The sequence below is a fragment of the Bradyrhizobium sp. PSBB068 genome, assembly GCA_016839165.1.
Classification (GTDB): domain Bacteria; phylum Pseudomonadota; class Alphaproteobacteria; order Rhizobiales; family Xanthobacteraceae; genus Bradyrhizobium.
In genome coordinates, this window is the sequence record CP069300.1 from 3,375,028 (window position 1) to 3,400,411 (window position 25,384).

A 25,384-nucleotide genomic window follows, 5' to 3' on the forward strand; every position below is an offset into this window, starting at 1 on the left:
CGCGCGAGGTTGGACATCCTCTAGAAAGCAAAAACCCCGCGAGCGGGCTCGCGGGGTCTGATGCCGACCGGCCTTGGGGTGATCATGCCGGCAACGGGACACCCAACGGTGCTCGTGGCGAAAGGTTCCGGCATCCGAAAATAGAAAGCCCCGCAGGCTGGATGCGGGCTTTCCCAGTTGACGGACTGGGGATCTCTCAGGGCGTGAGCCGTCAACTGTTGGGGACCAAACTTAAGGTTGAATTTGTAAAATGCAACAGCGCCGCGTAGACGGAATATCCTCGTCCCACAGCGCTGCGCCAAACGCTGGGCCCTGAAATCCCCCAGCGCAATTGTGTCTTCGCACGGCGCGAAAGGTTCAAAGGAAAGACCGGGCGAGCGGACGTCGTTGCCCGCTTGCGACCTCACACCTTGATGTCGAGCATGGCCTCGACGGCGTCGCGGTCGGCCTTGTTCTTGGCCGCGAAGACGTCAAGCACATCGGCGCTGATGATACGCGGCTGCTCCTTCGCCGTCTGATCGACGACGAGCTGCACCCTGGCGTGTGTCACTTCGGCAGGTACGGGGTAAATGAGCATGGCTCGCTCCCTCCGGCGGTCGAACCTTGTCAGGGCTTTCTTAACGGATTCTTGACGTCCGGTTCCGCGCTTTCGGCCCGAATCGGCGGCCGGACGGTATCGGCGTGCTCGTGCGCCGCCCGGCTTGGCGTCATACTGCGGACTTTCGCGACCAGACGACGCGATCGGTGCGGAACGGGCCCTATTCGATCCATATCCATATGACCGACGGCGTGCGTGGCCGTGATAGCGGCATCCTGAACCTGCGGGACGGTCTTCTGATCGGCGGGGGGCCGTATTTCTGGTCAATCGGTCCCTACAGGGCCGGCGAGGGCACCTGGAAGGGACACCTCAGGACCAACCAGCATTCGACGTTTTCTGATCCGTTCACCCGGCTGCTGTTCGCCGGGCAGGAGGTGACGAGCGGCTTCTCCGGCACTTTCAGCGGCGACCGGGCAGAGGTGTTCGGGCCGGTGCCGGTTGGAATCCGCAGCCTGAGCTTCCAGGCGACCCCGAAGCACCTGGCGGACGTTTGATCGGGCTGGCTGTGGACGAGTGCGCAGCAAGAGCCGGGGTCCGTTGAGGAAACGGGCCCTGCGCCCCTGTGAATTTGCTGCGGACAAGCGTGGGATATGTTGTGGATTCCACGGCAGGCCGGCGCTGCAGGGCATATCGCCCGCGGCGCCGTATCGGACCACCGCTAACCCTACCGAGTTAGGTTAAGAGTGGCATGGCGTTGCCACCACCTGCGATTGCAGTTGAGATGGCTGCAGGTGACAGCCATGATGCCATCGTTCCATAGCGCTGATCGACCGACCCACCGGCGCGTGATGATGGTGGGCTTGCTCTTCTGTTCCGTCTTTGTGGTGATCAGCTTCTGGCTTAGGCCGCAGCCCGAGAGCGGCAAGGTGCTCGCGAAGGCGGACCGGCTCGTCCGGACGGCGGGAGAGGCGCGCAAGGCAAATTGAGGCTGCCAACGGAGAGGTCCGGCGGTCAGTCTGGCAGCTTCCCGTTCGGATGCTTGTGATACATCGCAATGCCGATGAAGCCGGCAAAGGCCATCACGTTCAGCAGCAGTTCCATCCACGCCGGCATCGATGCCAACCTCGCTCACATCAGAGCTAATCACTGAGGTTGTGTTTTTGTTCCGGCGCTAACCGATGGTAGCTTTGCGCTATCGCATGGCTGGGGTACCGGAACAGACTTTTGCAGCAACCATCCCCGTCCGGCCGCGTTGGTGCACATCACCACGTGAGGAGGTTGCGCATGAAAAAGACATTGGCAGTTCTGGCGACCGTTGCGACGGTTGGCGCAACGATGGTCACCGCGCCGGCGCAGGCGCGCGGCATCGGTCCCGGCCTGGCTTTCGGTCTGGCCGCCGGTGCACTCGCGGCAGGCGCGGCCGGCGCGTACTACGGCCCACGCTATTATGGGCCCGGCTACGGTTATTACGGCCCGCGTTACGGTTACTACGACGACGGTTACGCCTACTATCGCCCGTATTACCGGCACCACTACTATCGCCATTATTGGTAACGGCGGCGAGCCCGGAGCACATCGCTCCGGGCTTTCTCAATTGCGCGTCACGACGTGATCGCGGGCGAACGATCGTATCGTCGCGGTGGTCGGCGCGGCATCAGGCGCTCCTGCGCTGAAATCCACTCCAGACATTGCCGAGCGTGTTGTCGTAATACTCCTGGCGGTCGCGCTCGAACCTCTGCTGCGTCGCCCTGAAGCTGGCAACGCGTGCGACGATCTCCTCGCGCTCGCGCGCGGCACTGTCTTCCCGATCGGTCATTGCCCATCCTCGTCGTATTGGTCCTATCCCACGCGCATTGGCATCATTGAATTGGGCGTCAATGCGGAGCAGGCAGTGCAGGAATGTGATGATGCTGGGGCGGAAGCGACCGCGCCGGTGCCATCGCCCTCGAGCTCGCAATCGGTCAAGCCGTGCTATAATCGCGGCCGCCAACCGGAATATTTCCAGTGATCGCAAAAGACTCGATTGCAAAAGACTTGCGCAGCGGCGTCGAGCGGCTTGGCGACATGATCGCCGAGGCATCGTCGATCGTCCCCTTCACCGGTGCGGGTATCTCCACCGAGTGCGGCATTCCAGACTTCCGCTCGCCCGGCGGGCTGTGGACGCGCAACCGGCCGATCCCGTTCGACGAGTTCGTCGCCAGTCAGGAGGCGCGCGACGAGTCATGGCGGCGCCGCTTTGCGATGGAGCCGACATTTGCGGCAGCCAAGCCCGGGCGCGGGCATCGTGCGCTCGCCTCGCTGTACCGGGCAGGCAAGATTCCCGGCATCATCACCCAGAACATCGACAATCTGCACCAGGCGTCGGGCTTCAAGGCCGATGACGTCATCGAGCTGCACGGCAACACCACCTACGCCCGCTGCATCGGTTGCGGCAAAGCCTACGAGCTCTCGTGGGTGAAACTGCACTTCGACAAGACTGGCGCTGCACCCGACTGCTCCGAGTGCGGCGATCCGGTGAAGACCGCGACGATCTCGTTCGGACAGTCGATGCCGGAGGATGCGATGCGCCGCGCGGCGGAACTCGCCAGGGATTGCGACCTGTTGCTGGCGATCGGGTCGTCGCTGGTGGTGTGGCCCGCCGCGGGTTTTCCGATGATGGCCAAGGAGAGCGGCGCTCGGCTCGTGATCATCAACAACGAGCCGACCGATCAGGACGACATCGCCGACCTGGTGATCCGCCACGACATCGGCGACACGCTTGGTCCTTTCGTAGGCAATTGATGCCCGATTGATTCGCGGCTGTGCAAGCCTGTTCATAGTTCCCGATAGAATCGTTTTTTAGCTATGCCCCGCAAGCGGGAGTGTTATCTTTTGGTTGAGAGATTCGCGCAGCGTCCAAACGAGTTGGTGATGGAGAGCAGCGTGTACAGGGTGCGCCGCAATGTCGGCGCTCCGCATTTGATGTGTGGGGTCCGGGGTCATGGGGTCGGACGGATTTGAGTCCAAGAAGCTCGGCGGACCGCCGATCGGCGGAGTTGGGCAAAGCAGGATTGGACAGGGCGAGTTCGGCAGCGCGCCGCGCGATCCGGCGATGGATGCCTTCTCCGGTCTCGGCGATGTGGCGGCCAACCTCGTCGAAGTCTCCGGCGTCATCAAATGGTTCGACGCTTCGAAGGGATACGGCTTCATCGTCCCTGACAATGGCTGGCCGGACATCCTGCTGCATGTGACGGTGCTCCGGCGCGACGGCCATCAGACCGCCTACGAGGGCGCGCGCCTCGTCGTCGAATGCGTGCAGCGTGCGAAGGGCTATCAGGCCTTCCGCATCGTCTCGATGGACGAGTCGACCGCGATTCATCCGGCGCAGATGCTGCCGCCGCGGACCCACGTCACGGTGACCGCGACCAGCGGGCTCGAGCGCGCGCAGGTCAAGTGGTTCAACCGGCTGCGCGGCTTCGGCTTCGTGACCTGCGGCGAGGGCACGCCGGACATCTTCGTGCACATGGAAACGCTGCGCCGCTTCGGCATGACCGAGCTGCGTCCCGGCCAGTATGTGCTGGTGCGGTTCGGGCCCGGCTCCAAGGGCATGATGGCCGCCGAGATCCATCCGGAGACCGGCCCGTCGGCGCTGTCGTCGCACTGAGCATGATCCGGACCCGGAGGGCCGCGTTAGCGCAAAGTGCGAAGCGGTTTTCCGAACAGATCATGCTCAAACAAGACCTCCGGTTGTCGTCCTGACGGAAACGTGAGGCGCCGGCGAGCCTCCAGGGCTCTGGCATTTGCCGCAATCATCGGGTTAGGGTCCGCCGGAAAAATCTTCCCCGGTGTGAGTATTTGTCGATGAATTTCGATCGCATGGTTGGGCGGCTTCGCCCGTGGCTGGTGGCCTCCCTCGTCATGATGTTCGGCGCGCTGGCGCCGGCCGCGCAGGCTGCCAGCGTCCAGCCGCTCGAAATCGTCACCAAATCAGGGGTGCACGTCTTCTCCGTCGAAATGGCGACCACCGAGCAGGAGAAGGAGACCGGCCTGATGTACCGGAAGGAACTCGCGGACGGCAAAGGCATGCTGTTCGACTTCACTCCGGAACAGGAAGTGTCGATGTGGATGAAGAACACCTACATCTCGCTCGACATGATCTTCATCCGGGCCGACGGGCGCATCCTGCGGATCGCCGAGAATACCGAGCCGATGTCGACCAAGATCATTTCGTCGCGCGGGCTCGCCAGGGGCGTCCTCGAGGTGATTGCCGGCACGGCACAGAAATACGGCATCCAGCCCGGCGACCGGGTCGGCCATCCGCTGTTTGCCGGCCACTAAAGCGTTTTCAAGCGAGGTGGATACCGGTTCGCGTGAAGAAAACGCGTCAAAACAAGAATCCAGAGCCCCGTTCCGATTCAATCGGAACGGAATAGGCTCAAGGTTCTTCGAGGCGATTCCGGCGCAGAAATGGCTGCCAATTTCGCCGCGGGAAGCCCGGCACCGGTGCCTTGCTGGCGCTGGCTGAAGCGTGTATCCACGGGGCTTCTCGGAAATGTCGGGGTATAGCGCAGCCTGGTAGCGCGGCAGTTTTGGGTACTGCAGGTCGTTGGTTCGAATCCAGCTGCCCCGACCATCCCATCCCATCGCATAGCTTCGTCGAGAGAACCAACCGGGCGGGCCGTAGCCCGGTCGCGCGGAACTGCAACAAACTTCGATCGAGATCGTCTTGCCTGACGCAACAACGCCGCCTGGACGGAATATGTTCGTCCAGACGGCGCCGTCGAATACTGGGCCCTGAAATCCCCAGTGCCCATGGGTCGCCCCGGCGGCAAATAGGTTCAACATTGCGCCGCCTTGCCGCAGCCCAGCCCTGACGTCGTCAGCCGCGATCCCGAGCGGATGTGGCTTGCCGATCACGCGCGCGGGCTGGCAGGTTAGTCCCGCCTGACAAGACCAATCCGTGAGGAGGCACCATGGCGCGCAGACTGATCGATATCTCCGTTCCCCTGCAGAACGACGTTCCGGCCGATCCGCCCGGCAACCACCCGACCATCCAGTACATCGACCATCAGCAGGGGCTGCCGCGCATGCTGCAGTTCTTCGATGGATTGAAGGCTTCGGATCTGCCGGACGGACAGGGCTGGGCCGTCGAGCAGGTCTCGCTCTCGACGCACAACGGCACGCATCTCGATGCGCCCTGGCATTTCCATCCGACCATGAACCGCGGCGAGCGATCATGGACCATCGACGAGGTGCCGCTGGAATGGTGCTTCCAACCAGGGGTGAAGCTCGACTTCCGGCATCTGCCTGACGGCTATGTTGCGACCGCCGGCGACGTCGAGGCCGAGCTGAAGCGTATCGGCCATTCGCTGTCACCGCTCGAGATCGTCGTCGTCAACACCAGCGCCGGCGCGAAGTATGGTCAGCCTGACTACGTCAATTCGGGCTGCGGCATGGGCTATGAGGCGACGATGTATCTGCTCGAGCGCGGCGTGCGGCTGACCGGCATCGACGGCTGGAGCTGGGATGCGCCGTTCGTTTTCACCGCGAAGAAATATGCCGAGACCAGAGACGCCAGTCTGATCTGGGAAGGCCACAAGGCCGGGCGGCACATCGGCTACTGCCACATCGAGAAGCTGCACAATCTCGAGCAGCTGCCGTCGACCGGGTTCATGGTGTCTTGCTTCCCGGTGAAGATTGAGCGTGCCTCGGCGGGGTGGACGAGGGCAGTTGCCATCCTCGACGATTAGAGCGTGACCGCAGCGGTTTTTCGACGGGCGATGGAACCGGTGGAAAGGCGTTCATTCCGGTGGGTTGTTGCGGCACGGCTACAGCCTGAGGCAGCAGAATCTGCTTTCATGCACGCAGTAGATGCACTTGGGTGATCGGGCCGACGGCTCGGCCTCGCGTCCGATTTCTGAAGGTTCTCTCCCGTGACTGGAGCCCCGGCGTCTCCCGGGGCTCTTTCTTGCGTGCCGCGGGTTGCTGCGTGTCAGGTCCTTGCGTGGCGCAGGTCCGTGCGCGGCCCAAAAGACAATACCCAAAAAGAAAATCAGGTGCGCCGGAACCGACGCACCCGATCTATGTCTTCAATATCGCTTGTGTCGGCCGCTTGGTTGTTACCACCGGCAAACGCGAACACCACGCGGGGTCCACCAGCAACGGGGACCGACGTAACCGCCGTAGTAGCCATAGCCACGGCCATAGCCCCATCCGCGGCCGCGACCCCAGCCGCCGCGATAGCCATAGCCGCGCCCGCGCCATTGCGCTTGCGCAGACGATGTGGTCGCGCCAACCAGGATGGCAGAGGTGCTTGCGACATAGACGAACAACAAAGCGACTGCTGCAAGGCAACGAGTCAGGATATTGTAGCGTTTAGTCATTCTGAAGATCTCCAGTCACTTCCAAACATCTGAACTGATGCTGGCTGTCTCGCTTAGACGCGCGACACCGACATCCGGTTCGAGCATGCCTAAGACAATATTTTCACTAAGGTTCTTGCGAGCTTTAGCGACTCTATTGAGACCAACAGGTAAGGTCAAGTTACAGTCCCGCCCGCAAAGGATGATGTGGTTGCTACACTCATCTTGTCGTTCATCCGCCGTTCATTCTGTTCATCTTGCATTGCATCGACTTCGTGCCGATTTGATTTGTGCATCGCAGAAGCGATGATTTGCGAGTCGCGAAAAATGCCGTCGAGAACTTGAAGTCGACACGATCATGTTCTCTGAGCGTTTCAGAATCCTCCCTGAAGAGTGCCCATGCCGAAACAACACACCTACGTCCTTGGTCTCAACGCCTACGACCATGACGTGAGCGCCTGCCTGCTGCGTGACGGCGCGATCGCCTACGCGATCTCCAAGGAGCGCATCACCCGCGAGAAGCACGCCTCCGGCTTCTACAAGGAAGTCGTCGACTACTGCCTGTCCGCCGAGGGCATCACGCTCGACGATGTCGATCTCGTGGTGCGCAACAGCTACATCCTTCCGGTGCCCGAGATGGAGGAGCGGATGCTCCACCAGGACATGCCCGGCTTCCTGCCGATTGCCGAGCGCAACGCGGCCATCAAGCATCCGCTGTTTCGTTCGAAATCCGACAAGGTGGTGTCGATCTCACATCACCTCGCGCATGCCTACAGCGCCTTCGCGGTGTCGCCCTTCAAGGATGGCGTCGTGATGATCGTCGACGGCGTCGGCAGCTACCAGGCCGACGCGATGGAGGCCTATCCCCAGGAAGGAGCCTCGCCGCTCGCCCGCGAGTCCGAGAGCTACTACAGGTTCGACGATACCAGGCTCGAATGCCTGAAGAAGGTCTTCATGGAGCCGGCGCGCGGGTTGTTGTCGGACGAGTTCTACAACATGCCGGGCTTGGGTGCGCTGTACAGCCGGGTCTCGACCTATGTGTTCGGCGACTGGAACAAGTGCGGCGAGCTGATGGGGCTTGCGCCCTATGGCCGCCACGGGCAGGTCGGCAGTCTCCTCGAGATGAAGGACGGCCGGCTGCACGTGCCGTTCTGGGGCGACGACAACAAGCAGCCCTTCGTGCTCGACAGCGGCAGCTGGGACAAGAGCCCGACCATGCGGCACTGGGAGGACATCGCCTGGCGGGTGCAGGACGACACCGAGAACGTGCTGCTCGAGCGGGCGCGCTGGCTGCGCGAGAGCACCGGCGCGAAGAACCTGTGCATCGCCGGCGGCGTCGCGTTGAACTGCGTGGCGAACGGGCGGATCGCACGCGAGGCCGGCTTCGAGAACGTCTGGATCCAGCCCGCCGCCGGTGACGACGGCATCGCCATCGGCTGTGCCTATTACGGCTGGCTGGAGATTCTGAAACAGCGCCGCTCCTTCGTGATGGAGCACGCCTATGTCGGCCGACGCTACAGCGACGCGGAGGTGGCGGCCGCGCTGCAGGGCTTCCTGGTGCGCATCCAGGTCGATGCGAAGCGCAGCGACAACATCTGCCGCGACACCGCCAGGCTGCTCGCCGAGCAGCGCGTGATCGGCTGGTTTCAGGGCCCGTCCGAATTCGGTCCGCGCGCGCTCGGCAACCGCAGCCTGATCGCCGATCCGCGCAGGGCCGAGATGAAGGACATCCTCAACAGCCGCGTCAAGCACCGCCAGGCGTTCCGGCCGTTCGCGCCGATCGTGCTGGCCGAGCGCATGAAGGAGATCTTCGAGGGCGAGGAGGACTCGCCCTACATGCTGATCGCAAAGCCGGTGCGGCCGGATTGGCGCGACAGGATCCCGGCGATCGTGCATGTCGACGGTTCGGCGCGGGTGCAGAGCGTGCGGGAAGAAACCAACCCGGTGCTCTATCGCCTGCTCAAAGAGTTCGAGGCGCTGACCGGCGTGCCGGTGCTGATCAACACTTCATTCAACGTCAAGGGCGAGCCGATCATCGAGACGCCGCAGGATGCGGTGAGCTGCTTCCTCACCACGGGTATCGACCACCTCGTGCTGCACGACACGCTGGTGTCGAAGACCGCCATGCACAAGGTCGTTACGCCCGTGATGACGACGTTCGGAGACGTCGCCACCATCGTGTCCTCGACCACCCAGGACGGCAGCCGCGGTGGAAGTTAAGGCATGGCCCGGAAAACCGCGAAGCGGTTTTCCGACAAGGCCATACTCAGATATTGAGCGTCAGGCCGCCTTGGCCGGTGCCGCGGGTTTCGGCGCTGGCGGCTTGATCGGCTTGTCCTGCCGCTTCGACCACGAGATGTAATAGGCCACGATCGTCATGATCGCGATGCCGGAGATGCTGACGAAGATCTGCGCGAACAGCGAGCCCGAGCTCATCGAGAGCTCGAAATGTCCGACAAAGGACAGGAATACGCCGACGCAGAACACCGCGAGCGACTGCTGGCCGCAGACGATCAGGGGATCGAACACCTTCCATTCCAGCGCCGACCAGTCCTTCGGCACAAAGCGGATCACCAGCACCGTGATCACCACGAAGTGCAGGAAGCGATAGGGCGCGAGGTTGGTCTTGTCGTTCGGATTGAAGGTCGAATACAGCCAATCCGGGAACATCGCGCCGAATTCCGGGAAGCGGCCGGCCATCGTCATGATCAGCGCGAAGACCAGATAGGCAATACAGAACCACAGCGTGTAGCGCGAGTTGATGATGTGCATGTTGGCGCGCGCGCCGCCCATCGCGCACCACGAGCCGAACACGAACAGCACCTGCCAGGCGAACGGATTGAAGTACCAGGTCCCGGCCGGGTAGGCGGGCAGGTTCCAGCCGAAATGGCGCGAGACCAGCCACAGCGCGAGCGAGGCCAGCATGGTCCAGTTCGGCTGCCGCAGCATGAACCACAGCACCGGCGGAAACAGGCCCATCAGTACGATGTAGAGCGGCAGCACGTCGAGATTGACCGGCTTGAATTTCAGGAACAGGCCCTGGCGCAGCGTCTCGGTGGCGTTGTCGACGAGGCCGGCGACATTGAACTCGTTGATGATCTCGGAGTCGCCGAAGCGCAGCGCCAGGTAGCTGATCGAGGCGATGTAGATCACGAACAGGATGATGTGGGCGACATAGAGCTGCCAGACCCGCTTGGTCAACCTCGTGGCGCCAACGATGAAGCCGCGCTCCAGCATCATCCGGGCGTAGACGAAGGAGGCGGTGTAGCCGGAGATGAAGACGAACAGGTCCGCGGCGTCGCTGAAGCCGTAGTTCCGCGTCGTGATCCAGTTCACGATGTTGTCGGGGATGTGGTCGAGGTAGATCGCCCAGTTCGCGATCCCGCGGAACAGGTCGAGCCGGAGGTCACGTCCTTTTTCGGGCAAATGAGCGTGGATTTCCATGGGACGCCGTTTCCTCGAGGTGATGCTGTCGAGAAGACCGCACCTTGGCAATCTGGCCGCGCCCCGAGGGACTGCAAAGGGAAGCCTCCCGGGGCCAGATTGTCACAGCGCGGTAGAATGACTATACCGGTCCGGCGAAGGCTGCCTCCGAGATCGAGGAATCACCGATCAGTTCGTTGAACGGTGTCTCTATACTATCCCGACGGTTTCCTTCAAATCGCTTCCATGTTGCACATCCCACGGGGCCGACCATCCATGACCGCACGCATTTTTAAGCCCGCCAAAAACGCGATGCAATCGGGACGTGCCAAGACCAAGGCGTGGCAGCTGGATTATGAGCCGGAGCAGCCGCGCACCGTGGAGCCCCTGATGGGCTGGACCTCGTCGTCGGACATGAAGCAGCAGCTCACGCTGCACTTCGAGACCAAGGAGGAGGCGGTGGCCTATTGCGAGCGCAAGGGCATCGCCTACCAGGTGATCGAGCCGAAGGATTCGGCGCACCGCCAGATCGCCTATGCCGACAATTTCGCCTTCCGGCGCTGGGAGCCGTGGACCCACTAGGGTCTACGATCAACTCGCGGGGCTTGGGACGAGGGCCGCTGGAATCGGCAGCGGCGCGTCCTTGGAGACCCCGAGCACCGGAAAACTCCTGATCCTGCGCACGTTGGGCAGGCCGGCGAATTGTAGCAGCTGCCGGCGCATGTCGTCGACGCTGGGCGCGACACACCGAAGCATGAAATCGGCGTCGCCCGAGATCCGCCAGCACTGCAGGAAGCGCGGCACCGCCGCCACTGCGGCCTCGAACGCCTCGATCGCGACCAGGTTCTGGCTGTCGAGCTGGATCAGCACGAAAGTCGTCACCTCGTAGCCGAGCAGCCGCTCGTCGAGTGTGGCACGGATCGCCTGCACCACGCCGCGGCTGCGCAGCGCGCGGACCCGGCGCAGGCAGGGCGGGGCGGTGATGCCGACCCGCTCGGCAAGCTCGTTGATCCTGATCCGGCCGTCGCGTTGCAACTCGGTGAGGATCCGCAGGTCGATGTCATCGAGCTGTGGGCGCTCTGTCACAGTCACGAACCCGCCACCGCGGTTCGCGGGCCTTTACCGCCGTTCTGGACCCGACCGATCGCAGCCTGCGGTGCGACGCCCGACAGCACCAGCTTCTCGTGCGCTGCGATGATGGCGTCGCGGGTCAGCCGGCCGCCGGGGCGGTACCAGGTACAGAGCCCGGTCAGCAGAGCGATGATCGCAAAGGTCGCGACCTGGATGTCGACTACCTCGAACACGCCGTCCGACACCCCGTCGGTGAGGATCTGTGCCAGCCGCTGCTCGTAGGCACCGCGCAGCGACACGACGGCGTCGTAGTTTTTGGCATCGAGGCTGCGCAGCTCGGAATTGGCGATGAAGACCTCGCGCTTGCGGGTCATGTGATAGGTGACGTGGAAGGCGACGAAGGCGCGCAGCTGTTCGACCGGATCGGCCTTGCCCTCCAGCGCCAGATCAAGCTCGCGCAGCAAATCGTTGATATGGTCCTGCACCAGATCGAACAGCAGGTCCTGCTTGGTTGAGATATGGTTGTAGAGTGAGCCCGCCTGGATGCCGACTTCGGCGGCGAGCTGGCGCAAGCTCATGGCCTCGTAGCCGTGCTCGAAGATCAGGCGCACGCCAGCCTTGCGGATCGCCTCCAGAGTTGTGGGGCCATGTGAACCGATCGTGCGTGCCATCGGGGCCTCGGAGGGGGTGTCGGCTTGCCAGGAAAGTTAGGAAACAAGCGAACGACCGTATGTTTATCGCATGAAATCCCAGTGAATTCAATGAACTGCCGATTTCATGCACGAACCATAGCACAGTCGCTTGCGAAGCCAAGAAAAAAACGTATGATCGTTTAATTGCAAGATGAATCTCATGGGAGGGATCATGGCCTCGAACCGGGCGGCAATCTTCAATTTCGACCTTGGCGAGACCGCGGATGCGATCCGCGAGACGGTGCATGATTTCTCGACCAACGAGATCGCACCGCGCGCCGCCGAGATCGATCGCTCCAATACCTTTCCGCGCGACCTCTGGCCCAAGATCGGTGCGCTCGGCCTGCACGGCATCACGGTCGAAGAGGAGTATGGCGGCTCGGGCCTCGGCTATCTCGAGCATTGCATCGCGGTCGAGGAGATCTCGCGGGCGTCGGCCTCGGTCGGATTGGCCTATGGCGCTCATTCCAACCTCTGCGTCAACCAGATCCGCCGCAACGGCAACGAGGCGCAGAAGCGCAAATATCTGCCGAAGCTGATCTCGGGCGAGCATGTCGGCTCGCTGGCGATGTCGGAGCCCGGCGCCGGCTCGGATGTGGTCTCGATGAAGACCCGCGCCGAGAAGAAGGGCGACCGCTACGTGCTCAACGGCAACAAGATGTGGATCACCAACGGCCCGCACGCCGAGACGCTGGTGGTCTACGCCAAGACCGACGTCAACGCCGGCCCGCGCGGTATGACCGCCTTCATCATCGAAAAGGGCATGAAGGGATTCTCCACCGCGCAGAAGCTCGACAAGCTCGGCATGCGCGGCTCCGACACCTGCGAACTGGTGTTCGAGGATTGCGAGGTGCCGGAGGAGAACGTGCTCTCCGAAGTCGGCCGCGGCGTCAACGTGCTGATGTCTGGTCTCGACTACGAGCGCGCGGTGCTCGCAGCCGGGCCGATCGGGATCATGCAGGCCTGCATGGACGTCGTGCTGCCTTACGTGCACGAGCGCAAGCAGTTCGGCGAGCCGATCGGCTCGTTCCAGCTGGTGCAGGGCAAGATCGCCGACATGTACACCACGATGAACGCCTCGCGCGCCTATGTCTACGCGGTGGCAAAGGCCTGCGACCGCGGCGAGACCACACGCGAGGACGCAGCCGGCGCCATCCTCTATGCCGCCGAGAAGGCCACCCAATGCGCGCTGGATGCGATCCAGCTGCTGGGCGGCAACGGCTACATCAACGAGTATCCGACCGGCCGTCTGCTGCGCGACGCAAAGCTCTACGAGATCGGCGCCGGCACCAGCGAGATCCGCCGCATGCTGATTGGCCGCGAGCTGTTCGCCAAGACGGCTTGAGCTTCGCGCCGGCGGTCGCGCCATGGCGCGATCGCCTGACGTCCCCGATCCTGTCAGCTCCTCCAACGAAACGTGCAACACAGATGCCGCTTCATTCGACCATCGATCCGACATCTTCCGAATTCGCCCGCAACGCCGACGTGATGCGCGGCCTGGTCGCGGAGCTCCGCGACAAGCTCAACCAGGTGGCTGGCGGCGGGGGGGAGACCTCGCGCAAGCGCCACACCTCGCGCGGCAAGATGCTGGCGCGCGACCGCGTCGATCTGCTGGTCGACCCGGGCACCGCGTTCCTCGAATTGTCGCCGCTCGCTGCCAACGGCCTCTATGGCGGTGACGTGCATTCGGCGAGCGTCATTACCGGCGTCGGCCACATTGCGGGCCGCGAATGCATCATCGTTGCCAATGACGCCACCATCAAGGGCGGCACGTACTATCCGATGACGGTGAAGAAGCACCTGCGCGCCCAGGACATCGCGCGGCAGAACAATCTGCCCTGTGTCTACATGGTGGATTCCGGCGGCGCCTTCCTGCCGTTGCAGGACGAGATATTTCCCGACGAGCGGCATTTCGGGCGCATCTTCTACAATCAGGCCCAGATGTCGTCGCAGGGCATCCCGCAGATCGCGATCGTGATGGGCTCGTGCACGGCGGGCGGCGCCTATGTGCCGGCGATGTCGGACGAGAGCATCATCGTGCGCAATCAGGGCACCATCTTCCTCGGCGGCCCGCCGCTGGTGAAGGCCGCGACCGGCGAGGTCGTCACCGCCGAAGAGCTCGGCGGCGCCGATGTGCATTCCCGCCAGTCCGGCGTGACCGATCACTACGCCCAGAACGATGCGCATGCGATCGGCATCGCGCGACGCATCGTCGGCACGTTGAAGCAGCCGGCGAAGGCAACGCTCAACATGCGCGCCGTCCAGGAGCCGCTGTTTCCCGCCGAGGAGATCTATGGTGTGGTCTCCGCCGACGGGCGCAAGCCGTTCGACGTCCACGACATCATCGCGCGGATCGTCGACGGCTCCGAATTCGACGAATTCAAGAAGCTTTACGGCACCACGCTGATCTGCGGCTTCGCCCATATCTGGGGCTATCCGGTCGGCATCATCGCCAACAACGGCATCCTGTTCAGCGAGAGTTCGCTGAAGGGCGCGCATTTCATCGAGCTGTGCTGCCAGCGCGGCATTCCCCTGGTGTTCCTGCAAAACATCACCGGCTTCATGGTCGGCAAGAAATACGAGGCCGGCGGCATCGCGCGCGACGGCGCCAAGCTGGTGACAGCGGTTGCGACCGCCGGCGTGCCGAAATTCACCGTGGTGATCGGCGGCTCCTACGGCGCCGGCAACTATGGCATGTGCGGCCGCGCCTACAGCCCGCGCTTCCTCTGGCTGTGGCCGAACGCCCGCATCTCGGTGATGGGCGGCGAGCAGGCCTCGATGGTGCTGAGCCAGGTCAAGCGCGACGGCATCGAGGCCAAGGGCGAGAGCTGGTCGGCGGAAGAGGAAGACAAGTTCCGCGAGCCGATCCGGGCGCAGTACGAGAAACAGGGTAATCCCTATTACGCCACCGCGCGGCTGTGGGACGACGGCGTGATCGATCCCGCCGACACGCGTTTGGTGCTCGGGCTCGGCCTGTCGGCAGCGGCCAATGCGCCGATCGAACCCACCAAGTTCGGCCTGTTCAGGATGTGAGCCAAGGATCTGATCATGGACCGCTCAAAACTCTACCGGCGTTTCCGCACGCTGCTGATCGCCAACCGCGGCGAGATCGCCTGCCGCGTCATCCGCTCGGCGCGCGCCATGGGGCTGCGCACCGTCGCCGTCTATTCCGAGGCCGACCGCGAGGCGATGCATGTCGCGCTCGCCGACGAGGCGGTGCTGCTCGGGCCGGCGCGGGCGCGTGACAGCTATCTCAACATCGAGCGCGTCATCGCGGCGGCGAAGCAGACCGGCGCGGAGGCGGTGCATCCCGGCTACGGCTTCCTGTCGGAGAATGCCGAATTCGCGCAGGCCTGCCTCGACGCAGGTTTGGTGTTCGTCGGCCCGACCGCCGGGATGATGACGGCGATGGGGTCGAAATCCGGCTCGAAGGCGCTGATGGAGAAGGCCGGCGTGCCCTTGGTGCCGGGCTATCACGGCGAGGCCCAGGACGAAGCGATTTTGGCGGAAGCCGCCAACCGGATCGGCTTCCCGGTGCTGGTGAAGGCGTCGGCCGGCGGCGGCGGCCGCGGAATGCGCGTGGTCAATTCGGCGGCCGAGCTCGCGGCCGCGATCACCAGCGCCAAGCGCGAGGCCAAGGCGGCGTTCGGCGACGACCGCATGCTGATCGAGAAATACGTGCAGAATCCGCGCCACATCGAGGTGCAGATCATCGGCGACAGCCATGGCAATCTGCTCTCGCTGTGGGAGCGCGAATGCACGCTGCAACGCCGCCATCAGAAGGTGATCGAGGAGGCGCCGTCGCCGACCCTGAACGCTGCGCAGCGCGAGACGGTCTGCGAGGCCGCCCGCAAGGCTGCCGGTGCAGTCAACTATGTCGGCGCCGGCACTATCGAGTTCGTCTCCGACGGCAAGGACGTGTTCTTCATCGAGATGAACACCCGATTGCAGGTCGAGCATCCGGTCACGGAGCTGATCACCGGCGTCGATCTCGTGGAATGGCAGCTTCGCGTCGCGTTCGGCGAAGCGCTGCCGCTGAAGCAGAATGAGATCAGGTTGAACGGCCACGCCATCGAAGCGCGCGTCTACGCGGAGAATCCGCAGAAGAACTTCATGCCTTCGGTGGGCCGCATCAAGACCTGGCGGACTCCGCCGGACGGCGACGGACTGCGGATCGATGCCGGCTATCGCAGCGGCGACAATGTCTCGCCGTATTACGACGCGATGCTCGCCAAGGTGATCGCCTGGGCGCCGACGCGTGAAGGCGCGATCGAGAAGCTCAACCGTGGGCTTGAGCAGACCGACGTCCGCGGCATCGTCACCAACATCCCGTTCCTGTCGGCGCTGGTGACGCATCAGGCGACCAGGACCAATGCTATCGATACCGGCTTCATCGAGCGCGAGCTGAAAAACCTGACAGCGGGGCAGGGCGCGGCCGGCGATTTCGAACTGTGCGCGGCGGTGGCGGCGATCGTCGACGACGAGCAGAAGGCGGCGCGGCGCGAGGCCAACTCGCCCTGGCAGGCCTTCGGCTGGATGCCGGTCGGCCGCCGCCAGCGGGTGTTCTCGTTCAAGCAAGGCCATGAACCGCCGCAGACCATCACGCTGCACTATGGCAACGGTCCGTCGACGCTGTCGGTCGGCGGCCACGAGCTTGCCTTCGCGATCTCGTCATCCGGCGAGGATGGCTTCGACCTGACGCTCAACGGCCTCAAGTCGCGCGTTGCATCGGTCATCGAGGGCCACGAGCTTTATCTGCGTACCCGCAACGGCCGCTTCGACCTGCATTGGGTCGATCCGTTCGGCGGCGAAAGCGAGGAGCAGGTCGGCGAGGACAAGATCGTCGCGCCCTTGCCCGGCACCGTGGTGGCGCTGCTGGCCGAGGAGGGCGCGACGCTGGAGAAGGGCGCGCCGATCCTGACGCTGGAAGTGATGAAGATGGAGCAGACCCTGCGCGCGCCCTACGCCGGCGTGCTGAAGAAGCTCAAATGCAAGGTCGGCGATATCGTCGGCGAGGGTGTCGAGCTTGCGGAAGTGGAGCCTGCGGCTGCGTCATGAGCGATCAGGTCAAGATCATCGAGATGGGGCCGCGCGACGGCCTGCAGAATGAGAAGACGCCGGTCAGCGTCGCGGCGCGCATCGCCTTCGTCGAGGCGCTGGTGGCGGCGGGGCTCAATACCGTTGAGGTCGGCGCCTTCGTGTCGCCGAAGGCGATCCCGCAGATGGCGAGCTCCGACCAGGTGCTGTGCGGCGTCAGCCATATCAGGGATGCCGAATTCCACGTGCTGGTGCCGAACGAGAAGGGCTATGACGCCGCGCGCGCGGCCGGCGCCCGGGTGGTCTCGGTGTTCGCGGCGGCCTCCGAGGGCTTCTCACGCGCCAACATCAATTGCTCGATCGCGGAATCGATCGAGCGCTTCAAGCCGGTGCTGGCGCGTGCCAAGGCCGACGGCGTCAAGGTGCGTGGCTACGTCTCCTGCGTGCTCGGCTGCCCGTTCGACGGCGAGATCAAGCCGAAGGCGGTCGCCGACCTCGCGGTGACCCTGTGGGAGCTCGGCTGCTATGAGATCTCGCTCGGCGACACCATCGGTGTCGGCACGCCGCTCAAGGCCAGGGAGATGCTGCGCGCGGTCGGCGCCGAGCTTCCGGTCGCCAACCTTGCGATGCATTTCCACGACACCTACGGCCAGGCGCTCGCCAATCTCTATGCCGGCATGGAGGAGGGCGTCCGCGTCATCGATGCCGCCGCCGGCGGCCTCGGCGGCTGCCCCTACGCGCCCGGCGCCACCGGCAACGTCGCGACCGAGGATGTCGCCTACATGCTGGAAGGCATGGGCGTGACAACCGGCATCGACATGGACAAGCTGCTGGCCACGACGAACGAAGTTGCCACCTTGCTCGGCCGTCCGCCGGTGGGCCGTGTCGCCTCCGCGCTGAACGCGAAACGGAAGCGGCTCGGCGGCTCGTGAGCCTACGAGCGACGTCCGTCCGTCGCCATTGCGGGCATGCGCCAAGGCACGCTCCGGAATGACGGAAATCGGACGGGCTGCGACTTGACGCGGGGCCGCCCAATGGAACCCGCATTGCGGCGCACACGCCTTGTCATGGGGTTCCCGACCAAAATGCTCGAAAAGCATTCATGGCTTGGTGACTCAAAGGTGCTGAGGTGAGCGAGCTCGCAATTGCTCCAGGTGGCTCGCCATGTCCGGACAGGTGTCAGCTTCTCGTGGCCGAACGTTCTTGGCCGGAAAGATCGTTTTCAACTTCGGTCGGTCAGCGTTCGATTGCACGGTCCGGCAGCTCACCGATGCCGGGGCGACCGTGGAACTCGAAACCACGATCGGCATTCCCGACCACGTTCAGTTGTTGCTCGTCGGCACCAACCAGGTGAGGCCGTGCAAACGATTGTGGCAATCGGACCGGCAGCTCGGCCTCGCGTTTGAGGAGCAGCGGGCGAGCGCTGCAGCTTCGGCAGCCGCGCCGGCTTCCGCACCTGCGGGTCCCGCACCGTTCACCATTCCGGAGCGACGCAGCGGCGACATTCTGCGCGGGCACATGCTGGCGCTGCGCGCGGCGCTCGATCTGATCCCGGTCGGCATCCTGCTGCTGGATGCCGAACTGAAAGCCCTGTTCATCAACCGCGCGTTTCGGAACATGTGGGTGCTTCCGGACGCGGTTGCGGACCGCACCCCCAGCTTCACCGATCTGATGCGTCACGGTTGCAAGACCATGGCCTATGATCTGCCGGCCGAGCAGCTCGAAGCCTACCTTGCCGAACGCGTCCGCCTCGTGAGCATAGGGGACACAAACCCGATCGATCTCAGGCGCAGCAATGGTGATGTCATCCGATGTCAGTGCACGCCGCTGCCCGACGGCGGCCGGATGGTGAGCTACACGCCCGTAACCGACATCGTGCGCGCGTCGGACAAGCTGAAGGTGCTGACCGGGGCGCTCGAGAACGTGGAGGACGGCGTCGTGCTGCTCGATCGCGATCTCAATGCGGTGTTCCTCAATCGCAGGATGCGGGAATTCTGGGAGGTGAGCGAGGAGGAGGTCGCGCGGCATCCCGCCTATGTCACGCTGATCGCGCGCAATCGCCGGGCAGTCCCGACGGGCGCAACGGCGGAGCAGATCAAGGCCTTTCCGGCGAAGCGGATCGCGGAGATCAAGGCGGGCGACCACAAGCGCGACTTGCAGACGCCGGACGGCCGCAATATCCGGGTCCATTGCTCGACGATGGCAAATGGCGGCCGGATGCTGACCTTTGTCGACGTCACCGATCTTGTCCGCAATGCGCGACAGCTGGAGGTGCTCGCGACCACCGATCCACTCACTGGACTGTTCAACCGCAGGCACTTCCTCATGACGTTGGATGCGGAGTGGAGCCGGTTCCAGCGCTACTATCGTTCGGTCTCCGTCCTGATGGTCGATATCGATCACTTCAAGAGCATCAACGACCGGTTCGGCCACGCGATCGGTGACGAGGCGATCAAGGCGGTCGCCGAGATCTGCACGCGCGGCAAGCGCAAGTCGGACATTGTCGGCCGCATCGGAGGCGAGGAGTTCACGGTTCTGTTGCCGGAAACGACATTGTCGCGCGCCCGAACTGTTGCCGAGCGGATTCGCAGGCGGGTCGAAGGACTGACGTTGACGGCGGACGGCCGTCCGGTGTCCGTCACGGTGAGCATCGGCGTTGCCGAAGCCCTCACGAGCATGTCCGGGATAGACGCCCTGATGAAGGCCGCCGACGCCGCGCTCTACCAGGCCAAGGAAGGCGGCCGCAATCGGACGCAGTGCTGGCTGCCGCCGGCGCCGCCGAAGCTGGCGGCGGAGTAGGCCTGAGTTGCAGCTTGAACGAGCTTAGTAACATGACTGCAACTAAACAGCTACTTGGTCAGGCGCCCGTCAGGTTCCCATAAGGACTGATAATACATGGTTGCCTTACGGACACGATTGTTGCGTCGTTGCAACGGTGTCGGAACATTTAACCCTAAAAGCAGCCCATCCGTAGTCGCGCCGCTTTTTGGCCACACCCTGACATGAAAGGATATTCACCTAGCTGAATAGCCAGCGCTCCGACGACGGGACATTTTATCGGTTCCAGCGTTGATGGAGGAAGGGCGCAGGAAAAAGAGCGCCGGAACAGGGTCGCGATGGACGTCAAGACGAACATCAAGAGCAGGCTGCCCAGCCGTCACGTGACGGAGGGCCCCCAGCGCGCGCCGCATCGTTCCTATCTCTATGCGATGGGGCTGACGACAGCCCAGATTCATCAACCCTTTGTCGGCGTTGCTTCATGTTGGAATGAAGCGGCCCCCTGCAACATTTCGCTGATGCGCCAGGCGCAGGCGGTGAAGAAGGGCGTGGCTTCGGCCGGCGGTACACCGCGCGAATTCTGCACCATCACCGTGACCGATGGCATCGCCATGGGCCATGACGGCATGCGCTCGTCGCTGCCGTCGCGCGAATGCATCGCCGATTCGGTCGAGCTGACCGTCCGCGGCCACGCCTATGACGCGCTGGTCGGGCTCGCCGGCTGCGACAAATCGCTGCCGGGCATGATGATGGCGATGGTCCGTCTCAACGTGCCCTCGATCTTCATCTATGGCGGCTCGATCCTGCCGGGCAACTTCCGTGGCCAGCCGGTGACCGTGCAGGACATGTTCGAGGCGGTCGGCAAGCACTCGGTCGGCGCCATGTCGGACGAGGACCTCGACGAGATCGAGCGGGTGGCGTGCCCCTCGGCCGGCGCCTGCGGCGCCCAGTTCACCGCCAATACCATGGCGACTGTGTCCGAGGCGATCGGCCTCGCGCTGCCGTATTCGGCCGGGGCTCCGGCGCCGTATGAGATCCGCGACTCCTTCTGCGCCGCCGCCGGCGAGAAGGTGATGGAGCTGATCGAGAAAAACATCCGGCCCCGTGACATCGTCACCCGCGAAGCCCTTGAAAATGCTGCGGCCGTGGTTGCAGCCTCAGGTGGTTCGACCAATGCTGCGCTGCACCTGCCGGCGATCGCCCATGAGTGCGGCATCAAATTCAATTTGTTCGACGTTGCCGAAATCTTCAAAAAGACTCCTTACGTCGCGGATTTGAAGCCGGGCGGCCGTTATGTTGCCAAAGACATGTTTGAAGTAGGTGGCATTCCGCTGCTGATGAAGACGCTGCTCGACCATGGCCACCTGCACGGGAATTGCCTCACCGTCACTGGCCGAACGATCGCCGAAAACCTCAAAAGCGTGAAATGGAATCCGCACCAGGATGTGGTGCGGCCCGCCGACAATCCGATCACCGTCACAGGTGGCGTTGTCGGGCTGAAGGGTAATCTCGCTCCGGAGGGTGCGATCGTGAAGGTCGCGGGAATGTCCAACCTGAAGTTCACCGGTCCGGCCCGGTGCTTCGACCGCGAGGAAGACGCTTTCGAGGCGGTGCAGAAGCGCACCTACAAGGAAGGCGAAGTGATTGTGATCCGCTACGAGGGGCCGAAGGGCGGTCCCGGGATGCGGGAGATGCTGGCGACCACGGCGGCGCTGACCGGGCAGGGGATGGGGGGCAAGGTTGCCCTGATCACCGATGGCCGGTTCTCCGGCGCCACCCGTGGCTTCTGCATCGGACATATTGGACCTGAAGCGGCCGTCGGCGGGCCGATCGGGTTATTGCAGGACGGCGACATCATCGAGATCGATGCGGTCGCCGGCACACTTGACGTAAAATTGAGCGACGCCGAGCTCGCAAATCGTAAGACCAAATGGGCCCCTCGGGCGACTAACCACACATCTGGTGCGCTGTGGAAGTACGCCGAGCAAGTGGGGCCGGCGGTGGATGGCGCAGTCACCCATCCGGGTGGCGCGCACGAGAAACAGTGTTATGCGGACGTTTAGGCGTACGATTTTTGCGTTTGCGTTAGGGGCCATTCCGGTGGCGGGCCCTGGATTCGGATTCGACGGAGCCCCGGTCAACCCCCAGGATACCGTTCTGCCGGTGGTCGCGCCGCAGCCGGGCTCGGCGGCTGCGTTGAAGCGGGCCACGACGCCGGTTGCCCCGACGGCGACCGCGCCGACCTCGTCCTTCAGCACGCTGCAGTATCAGGCCGAGGGCGGCCACCCCGTGGCGCAGTGGAAGCTCGGCAAGATGTACGCCGAGGGCGACGGCGTGATCCAGGACGACATGCGCGCCTTCGAATATTTCAGCCGGATCGCCAATGCGCATGCCGAGGATTCACCGTCGGCGCCGCAAGCCTCGATCGTGGCCAACGCCTTTGTCGCGCTCGGCCGCTACTATCTGAACGGCATTCCCAATTCCAAGGTGAAGGCGGACACCGAGCGCGCGCGGGAGATGTTCTCCTATGCGGCGTCCTATTTCGGCAATGCCGACGCCCAGTACGACCTTGCCCGGCTGTATTTGAAGACGCCGGATGCATCGCGGGATGATTTCCGCTATGGCGCGCGCTGGCTGGGCCTTGCCGCCCAGAAGGGCCAGCATCAGGCGCAGGCGCTGCTTGGCCAGATGCTGTTCAACGGCGACCGGCTGCCGCCGCAGCGGGCGCGCGGCCTGATGTGGCTGACCCTGGCGCGCGACAGCGCCACGCCCGACGAGGCCTGGATCAAGGAAAGCTACAACCGGGCGATCGCCAAGGCGTCGGAAGACGACCGTGCGATGGCACTGCAGATGCTCGAGCACTGGGTGCAAGGTCGTCGCGATTAGAGGCCGCCGCGACTGAGATCGCGGGCGGCCCTTGGAACTCGCTCGGGGCTCAGGCGGTCTCGAAATCGAGATCGGCCCAGACCGGGACATGGTCGGACGGCTTCTCCCAGGCGCGGACATAGCTGTCGATGCCGACATCGATCAGCCGGTCGCTGGCCTGCGGCGACATCAGGAGATGGTCGATCCGCAGCCCCCAGTTCTTCTGCCAGGCGCCGGCCTGGTAATCCCAGAAGGTGTACTGGCCGGGCTCGTCATTGACTGCCCGCAGCGCATCCGTGAGGCCGAGGCCGAGCAGGGACTGGAAGGCCTCGCGGGTCGCCGGGCGGAACAGCGCGTCGTCGGCCCATGCGGCCGGATTGTAGACGTCGCGGGCCGCCGGGATGACATTGTAGTCGCCGGCCAGGATCAGCGGCTCCTCGGCCTTAAGCCGTTCCTTCGTGTACTCAAGAAGCCGCGACATCCATTTGAGCTTGTAGGGATATTTGTCGGTGTTCGCGGGATTGCCGTTGGGCAGGTAAAGGCATGCGACCCGTACCACGCCCTGTTTCAGCGTCACGACGCCTTCGAGGAAGCGGGCATGGGCGTCCTCGTCGTCGCCGGCGAGGCCCGATTTGGTCTCGTCGAACGGCAGCTTGGAGAGCAGCGCGACGCCGTTGAAGGTCTTCTGCCCGTGGGTGACGACATTATACCCGAGCGCCTCGACCTCGAGCCGAGGGAAAGCGTCATCGACGCATTTGATCTCCTGCAGGCAAACGATGTCCGGAGAGCACTCCTTCAGCCAGGCGACCAGCAGTTCGATCCGTTGCCGGACCGAGTTGACGTTCCAGGTGGCGATGCGAACTGTCATCGGAAGTCCCTTATTTCATGACGCTTTCGCGTCACTTGATGCCTAGACCAAGCGTTTGCGCATCTCGATGTGTGGGATGCCGGCTTCCTCGAACTCGTCGCCGCACCGTTCGAACCCGGCGCGCGCATAGAACGGCTCCGCGTGCGTCTGAGCGTTGAGGATCAGTTCGGGATAGCCGAGTTCTGCCGCCTTGGCCATCAGCGCGTCCAGTACTCGGGCGCCAACGCCCGTGCCACGTGCCGTTTCGAGCACGGCCATGCGGCCGATATGGCCGTCGGGGAGCAGCCGGCCGGTGGCAACGGGTGTGCCGTCATCGGTAAACGCCAGCGCATGCCAACTCGACGCGTCCATCTCGTCCCATTCCAGTTCGACCGGCACGCCCTGTTCTTCGACAAAGACTTTGTAACGGATGGCGCCGGAGCGTTCGCGGGCGTCTTCCCAAGTGCAGATCAGGACGGAGGTGGACATAGGGCGGCGATTGGCGGGCGCCCGAGGAGGCGCAGTATTTCACTTTCGTGGCATACCATATGCGGTCCGGCTGTGCTAACCCTCTCCGGAAACAAGGCGTAACAATTGCCGATGGGGGAGTCGCGAAGCGTCCCGCCTTCAAGGGAAGGGGCGGCGCACGTGCAAAATTATGAAAAAACGCAGTTTGGTTCTGACTGTCGCGGTCCTCGGCATTGCGGCCGGGGCGGCCTACATGATCCGCTCTTCGTGGATGGGCGGCGGTTCCGCAACCACGCAAGGGCCCCCGCGGCCGCGGGTAGTCTCGGTGGATCTGGCCAAGGCGGAACGCAGATCGGTGCCGGTCGATGTCGATGCGATCGGAACGGTCACGCCGATCTCCAGCGTGGCGCTGAAATCGCGGCTGGAGACCACCATCGTCTCGGTGCATTTCGAGGACGGCGCCAGGGTCAATGAGGGCGACCTGCTGTTCATGCTCGACGCGCGACAGATCGACGCCCAGATCGAGCAGGCCGAGGGTGTCCTAGCCCGCGACCAGGCCCAGCTCGAGGGCGCACAGCGCGACCAGCGCCGCTACACCGAACTGGTCGGCAAGGGCGCGACCACCCAGGTCAACCTCGACAACGCCAAGACCCAGTCCGACGTCCTGATCGGCACCATCAAGGCCGACCAGTTCGCGCTGGAAAATCTCCGCGTCCAGAAGAGCTACACCGTGATCCGGGCGCCGTTTGCGGGCCGGATCAGCGCCGCCAACGTCAAGGTCGGGAACTTCGTCCGTCCCGCCGATACGCAACCGCTCGCGATCATCAACCAGATGGCGCCGGTTTATGTCACCTTCGCAATCCCGCAGCGGGCGCTGGTCGATCTGCGCGACGCCATGGGAAAGGGTGATCCCAAGGTGATCGCGACCATTCCCGGCCACCAGCGCTCCGAAAGCGGCAAGGTCGCCATGGTCGAGAACGCCGTCGATGCAACCACCGGCATGGTGACCGTGCGCGGCGTCATGAACAATGCCAGCGAGACGCTGTGGCCGGGCACCATCGTGCAGACCAAGCTGATCATCCGCAGCGAGGACGCCGTCGTGGTGCCCACGGTCGCGGTGCAGCGCAGCCAGAACGGCAATTTCGTCTTCGTGGTCAGGGACGGCGTCGCCAAGGTCCAGCCCGTCAAGGTCGATCGCACGTTCCAGGGCTCGTCGGTGATCTCTGACGGACTGGCGGGCGATGAAAGCGTCGTCGTCGACGGCCAGCTGCTGCTGTCGGAGGGATCGCGGGTCGAGTTGCGGGCGCGCAAGGCCGGAGCCTGA

At 63.8% G+C, this 25,384-nt stretch carries 24 protein-coding genes and 1 tRNA gene; 18 read left to right on the forward strand and 7 right to left on the reverse strand.

Annotation, left to right across the window (positions count from 1 at the left end):
• Positions 1-403: 403 nt before the first annotated feature.
• A complete protein-coding gene (locus JQ507_15575; GenBank protein ID QRI72799.1) occupies positions 404-577 on the reverse strand; it encodes a hypothetical protein in 174 nt (57 codons plus the stop codon).
• 167 nt (positions 578-744) lie between these two features.
• Between JQ507_15575 and JQ507_15580 the strand changes: the two genes are divergently transcribed.
• The 3 genes from JQ507_15580 to JQ507_15590 all read left to right on the forward strand — a co-directional run bounded on the left by JQ507_15580 (position 745) and on the right by JQ507_15590 (position 2,092).
• The gene (locus JQ507_15580) at positions 745-1,092 is read left to right on the forward strand and encodes a hypothetical protein (protein ID QRI73349.1); all 348 of its coding nucleotides are present in this window, start codon (positions 745-747) and stop codon (positions 1,090-1,092) included.
• Positions 1,093-1,338: 246 nt separating this feature from the next.
• Entirely contained in the window at positions 1,339-1,524 is a 186-nt protein-coding gene (locus tag JQ507_15585) for a hypothetical protein (protein ID QRI73656.1), read from the forward strand.
• 298 nt (positions 1,525-1,822) lie between these two features.
• A complete protein-coding gene (locus tag JQ507_15590) occupies positions 1,823-2,092 on the forward strand; it encodes a hypothetical protein (protein QRI72800.1) in 270 nt (89 codons plus the stop codon).
• 100 nt (positions 2,093-2,192) lie between these two features.
• Here JQ507_15590 and JQ507_15595 read toward each other — a convergent pair whose 3' ends face one another.
• Positions 2,193-2,354, reverse strand: coding sequence for a hypothetical protein (locus JQ507_15595; protein QRI72801.1), 162 nt, complete (start codon positions 2,352-2,354; stop codon positions 2,193-2,195).
• Between the two features lie 248 nt (positions 2,355-2,602).
• On the opposite strand from JQ507_15595, the gene JQ507_15600 reads away from it, so the two are divergent.
• The 6 genes from JQ507_15600 (at position 2,603) to JQ507_15625 (ending at position 9,099) form a co-directional block, all read left to right on the forward strand.
• The gene (locus JQ507_15600; GenBank protein ID QRI73350.1) at positions 2,603-3,319 is read left to right on the forward strand and encodes an NAD-dependent deacetylase; all 717 of its coding nucleotides are present in this window, start codon (positions 2,603-2,605) and stop codon (positions 3,317-3,319) included.
• A gap of 199 nt (positions 3,320-3,518) precedes the next feature.
• Positions 3,519-4,181: a CspA family cold shock protein gene (locus JQ507_15605; protein QRI72802.1), complete on the forward strand. Its 663-nt coding sequence runs from the start codon at positions 3,519-3,521 to the stop codon at positions 4,179-4,181.
• Positions 4,182-4,378: 197 nt separating this feature from the next.
• Entirely contained in the window at positions 4,379-4,855 is a 477-nt protein-coding gene (locus JQ507_15610; protein ID QRI72803.1) for a DUF192 domain-containing protein, read from the forward strand.
• A gap of 218 nt (positions 4,856-5,073) precedes the next feature.
• A tRNA-Pro gene (locus JQ507_15615) sits at positions 5,074-5,150 on the forward strand.
• Positions 5,151-5,490: 340 nt separating this feature from the next.
• Positions 5,491-6,267 (forward strand): cyclase family protein, encoded by a 777-nt coding sequence (locus JQ507_15620; GenBank protein ID QRI72804.1) that lies wholly within the window; start codon positions 5,491-5,493, stop codon positions 6,265-6,267.
• 1,011 nt (positions 6,268-7,278) lie between these two features.
• Entirely contained in the window at positions 7,279-9,099 is a 1,821-nt protein-coding gene (locus JQ507_15625; protein ID QRI72805.1) for a carbamoyltransferase, read from the forward strand.
• A gap of 60 nt (positions 9,100-9,159) precedes the next feature.
• Here the strand turns inward: JQ507_15625 and JQ507_15630 are convergent, their stop codons facing one another.
• Complete coding sequence (locus tag JQ507_15630) at positions 9,160-10,323, reverse strand: OpgC domain-containing protein (GenBank protein QRI72806.1); 1,164 nt, start codon at positions 10,321-10,323, stop codon at positions 9,160-9,162.
• A gap of 255 nt (positions 10,324-10,578) precedes the next feature.
• Here JQ507_15630 and JQ507_15635 point away from each other — a divergent pair, with 255 nt between their 5' ends.
• The gene (locus JQ507_15635) at positions 10,579-10,884 is read left to right on the forward strand and encodes an ETC complex I subunit (GenBank protein ID QRI72807.1); all 306 of its coding nucleotides are present in this window, start codon (positions 10,579-10,581) and stop codon (positions 10,882-10,884) included.
• Positions 10,885-10,893: 9 nt separating this feature from the next.
• On the opposite strand, the gene JQ507_15640 is transcribed toward JQ507_15635, so the two are convergent.
• Both JQ507_15640 and JQ507_15645 read right to left on the reverse strand, forming a co-directional pair.
• Complete coding sequence (locus tag JQ507_15640; protein ID QRI73351.1) at positions 10,894-11,388, reverse strand: Lrp/AsnC family transcriptional regulator; 495 nt, start codon at positions 11,386-11,388, stop codon at positions 10,894-10,896.
• A 2-nt stretch (positions 11,389-11,390) separates the two neighbouring features.
• The gene (locus JQ507_15645; GenBank protein QRI72808.1) at positions 11,391-12,044 is read right to left on the reverse strand and encodes a TetR family transcriptional regulator; all 654 of its coding nucleotides are present in this window, start codon (positions 12,042-12,044) and stop codon (positions 11,391-11,393) included.
• A 193-nt stretch (positions 12,045-12,237) separates the two neighbouring features.
• Between JQ507_15645 and JQ507_15650 the strand changes: the two genes are divergently transcribed.
• The 7 genes from JQ507_15650 (at position 12,238) to JQ507_15680 (ending at position 22,766) form a co-directional block, all read left to right on the forward strand.
• Positions 12,238-13,410 (forward strand): isovaleryl-CoA dehydrogenase, encoded by a 1,173-nt coding sequence (locus JQ507_15650; protein QRI72809.1) that lies wholly within the window; start codon positions 12,238-12,240, stop codon positions 13,408-13,410.
• Positions 13,411-13,493: 83 nt separating this feature from the next.
• Complete coding sequence (locus JQ507_15655; protein ID QRI72810.1) at positions 13,494-15,098, forward strand: methylcrotonoyl-CoA carboxylase; 1,605 nt, start codon at positions 13,494-13,496, stop codon at positions 15,096-15,098.
• 15 nt (positions 15,099-15,113) lie between these two features.
• Positions 15,114-17,123: an acetyl/propionyl/methylcrotonyl-CoA carboxylase subunit alpha gene (locus JQ507_15660; protein QRI72811.1), complete on the forward strand. Its 2,010-nt coding sequence runs from the start codon at positions 15,114-15,116 to the stop codon at positions 17,121-17,123.
• On the forward strand, positions 17,120-18,034 hold the full coding sequence (locus JQ507_15665; protein ID QRI72812.1) for a hydroxymethylglutaryl-CoA lyase: 915 nt from the start codon (positions 17,120-17,122) through the stop codon (positions 18,032-18,034). The genes JQ507_15660 and JQ507_15665 overlap by 4 nt, the downstream gene beginning before the upstream one ends.
• A gap of 232 nt (positions 18,035-18,266) precedes the next feature.
• Positions 18,267-19,901, forward strand: a complete 1,635-nt coding sequence (locus tag JQ507_15670) for a diguanylate cyclase (GenBank protein ID QRI72813.1) — start codon at positions 18,267-18,269, stop codon at positions 19,899-19,901.
• 317 nt (positions 19,902-20,218) lie between these two features.
• Positions 20,219-21,943 (forward strand): dihydroxy-acid dehydratase, encoded by a 1,725-nt coding sequence (gene ilvD, locus JQ507_15675; GenBank protein ID QRI72814.1) that lies wholly within the window; start codon positions 20,219-20,221, stop codon positions 21,941-21,943.
• Positions 21,930-22,766 carry a sel1 repeat family protein gene (locus JQ507_15680; protein QRI72815.1) on the forward strand — a complete coding sequence of 279 codons (837 nt, stop codon included), beginning with the start codon at positions 21,930-21,932 and terminating at the stop codon, positions 22,764-22,766. Before ilvD ends, JQ507_15680 begins: the two co-directional genes overlap by 14 nt.
• Positions 22,767-22,815: 49 nt before the next feature.
• Here the strand turns inward: JQ507_15680 and xth are convergent, their stop codons facing one another.
• Both xth and JQ507_15690 read right to left on the reverse strand, forming a co-directional pair.
• A complete protein-coding gene (gene xth / locus JQ507_15685; protein QRI72816.1) occupies positions 22,816-23,613 on the reverse strand; it encodes an exodeoxyribonuclease III in 798 nt (265 codons plus the stop codon).
• Positions 23,614-23,655: 42 nt separating this feature from the next.
• Entirely contained in the window at positions 23,656-24,081 is a 426-nt protein-coding gene (locus JQ507_15690; protein QRI72817.1) for a GNAT family N-acetyltransferase, read from the reverse strand.
• 169 nt (positions 24,082-24,250) lie between these two features.
• Between JQ507_15690 and JQ507_15695 the strand changes: the two genes are divergently transcribed.
• Positions 24,251-25,384 (forward strand): efflux RND transporter periplasmic adaptor subunit, encoded by a 1,134-nt coding sequence (locus tag JQ507_15695; GenBank protein QRI72818.1) that lies wholly within the window; start codon positions 24,251-24,253, stop codon positions 25,382-25,384.

Excerpts from the sequence above, each read along its gene's own strand:
- JQ507_15600 (QRI73350.1), top strand. The coding sequence starts at position 2,603 with ATGATCGCCGAGGCATCGTCGATCGTCCCCTTCACCGGTGCGGGTATC.
- JQ507_15635 (QRI72807.1), top strand. The coding sequence starts at position 10,579 with ATGACCGCACGCATTTTTAAGCCCGCCAAAAACGCGATGCAATCGGGA.
- JQ507_15645 (QRI72808.1), bottom strand. The coding sequence starts at position 12,044 with ATGGCACGCACGATCGGTTCACATGGCCCCACAACTCTGGAGGCGATC.
- JQ507_15690 (QRI72817.1), bottom strand. The coding sequence starts at position 24,081 with ATGTCCACCTCCGTCCTGATCTGCACTTGGGAAGACGCCCGCGAACGC.
- JQ507_15610 (QRI72803.1), top strand. The coding sequence starts at position 4,379 with ATGAATTTCGATCGCATGGTTGGGCGGCTTCGCCCGTGGCTGGTGGCC.
- JQ507_15665 (QRI72812.1), top strand. The coding sequence starts at position 17,120 with ATGAGCGATCAGGTCAAGATCATCGAGATGGGGCCGCGCGACGGCCTG.
- JQ507_15595 (QRI72801.1), bottom strand. The coding sequence starts at position 2,354 with ATGACCGATCGGGAAGACAGTGCCGCGCGCGAGCGCGAGGAGATCGTC.
- xth (QRI72816.1), bottom strand. The coding sequence starts at position 23,613 with ATGACAGTTCGCATCGCCACCTGGAACGTCAACTCGGTCCGGCAACGG.
- JQ507_15670 (QRI72813.1), top strand. The coding sequence starts at position 18,267 with ATGTCCGGACAGGTGTCAGCTTCTCGTGGCCGAACGTTCTTGGCCGGA.
- JQ507_15605 (QRI72802.1), top strand. The coding sequence starts at position 3,519 with ATGGGGTCGGACGGATTTGAGTCCAAGAAGCTCGGCGGACCGCCGATC.
- JQ507_15575 (QRI72799.1), bottom strand. The coding sequence starts at position 577 with ATGCTCATTTACCCCGTACCTGCCGAAGTGACACACGCCAGGGTGCAG.
- JQ507_15585 (QRI73656.1), top strand. The coding sequence starts at position 1,339 with ATGATGCCATCGTTCCATAGCGCTGATCGACCGACCCACCGGCGCGTG.
- JQ507_15590 (QRI72800.1), top strand. The coding sequence starts at position 1,823 with ATGAAAAAGACATTGGCAGTTCTGGCGACCGTTGCGACGGTTGGCGCA.
- JQ507_15655 (QRI72810.1), top strand. The coding sequence starts at position 13,494 with ATGCCGCTTCATTCGACCATCGATCCGACATCTTCCGAATTCGCCCGC.
- JQ507_15695 (QRI72818.1), top strand. The coding sequence starts at position 24,251 with ATGAAAAAACGCAGTTTGGTTCTGACTGTCGCGGTCCTCGGCATTGCG.
- JQ507_15625 (QRI72805.1), top strand. The coding sequence starts at position 7,279 with ATGCCGAAACAACACACCTACGTCCTTGGTCTCAACGCCTACGACCAT.
- ilvD (QRI72814.1), top strand. The coding sequence starts at position 20,219 with ATGGACGTCAAGACGAACATCAAGAGCAGGCTGCCCAGCCGTCACGTG.
- JQ507_15620 (QRI72804.1), top strand. The coding sequence starts at position 5,491 with ATGGCGCGCAGACTGATCGATATCTCCGTTCCCCTGCAGAACGACGTT.
- JQ507_15660 (QRI72811.1), top strand. The coding sequence starts at position 15,114 with ATGGACCGCTCAAAACTCTACCGGCGTTTCCGCACGCTGCTGATCGCC.
- JQ507_15680 (QRI72815.1), top strand. The coding sequence starts at position 21,930 with ATGCGGACGTTTAGGCGTACGATTTTTGCGTTTGCGTTAGGGGCCATT.
- JQ507_15630 (QRI72806.1), bottom strand. The coding sequence starts at position 10,323 with ATGGAAATCCACGCTCATTTGCCCGAAAAAGGACGTGACCTCCGGCTC.
- JQ507_15650 (QRI72809.1), top strand. The coding sequence starts at position 12,238 with ATGGCCTCGAACCGGGCGGCAATCTTCAATTTCGACCTTGGCGAGACC.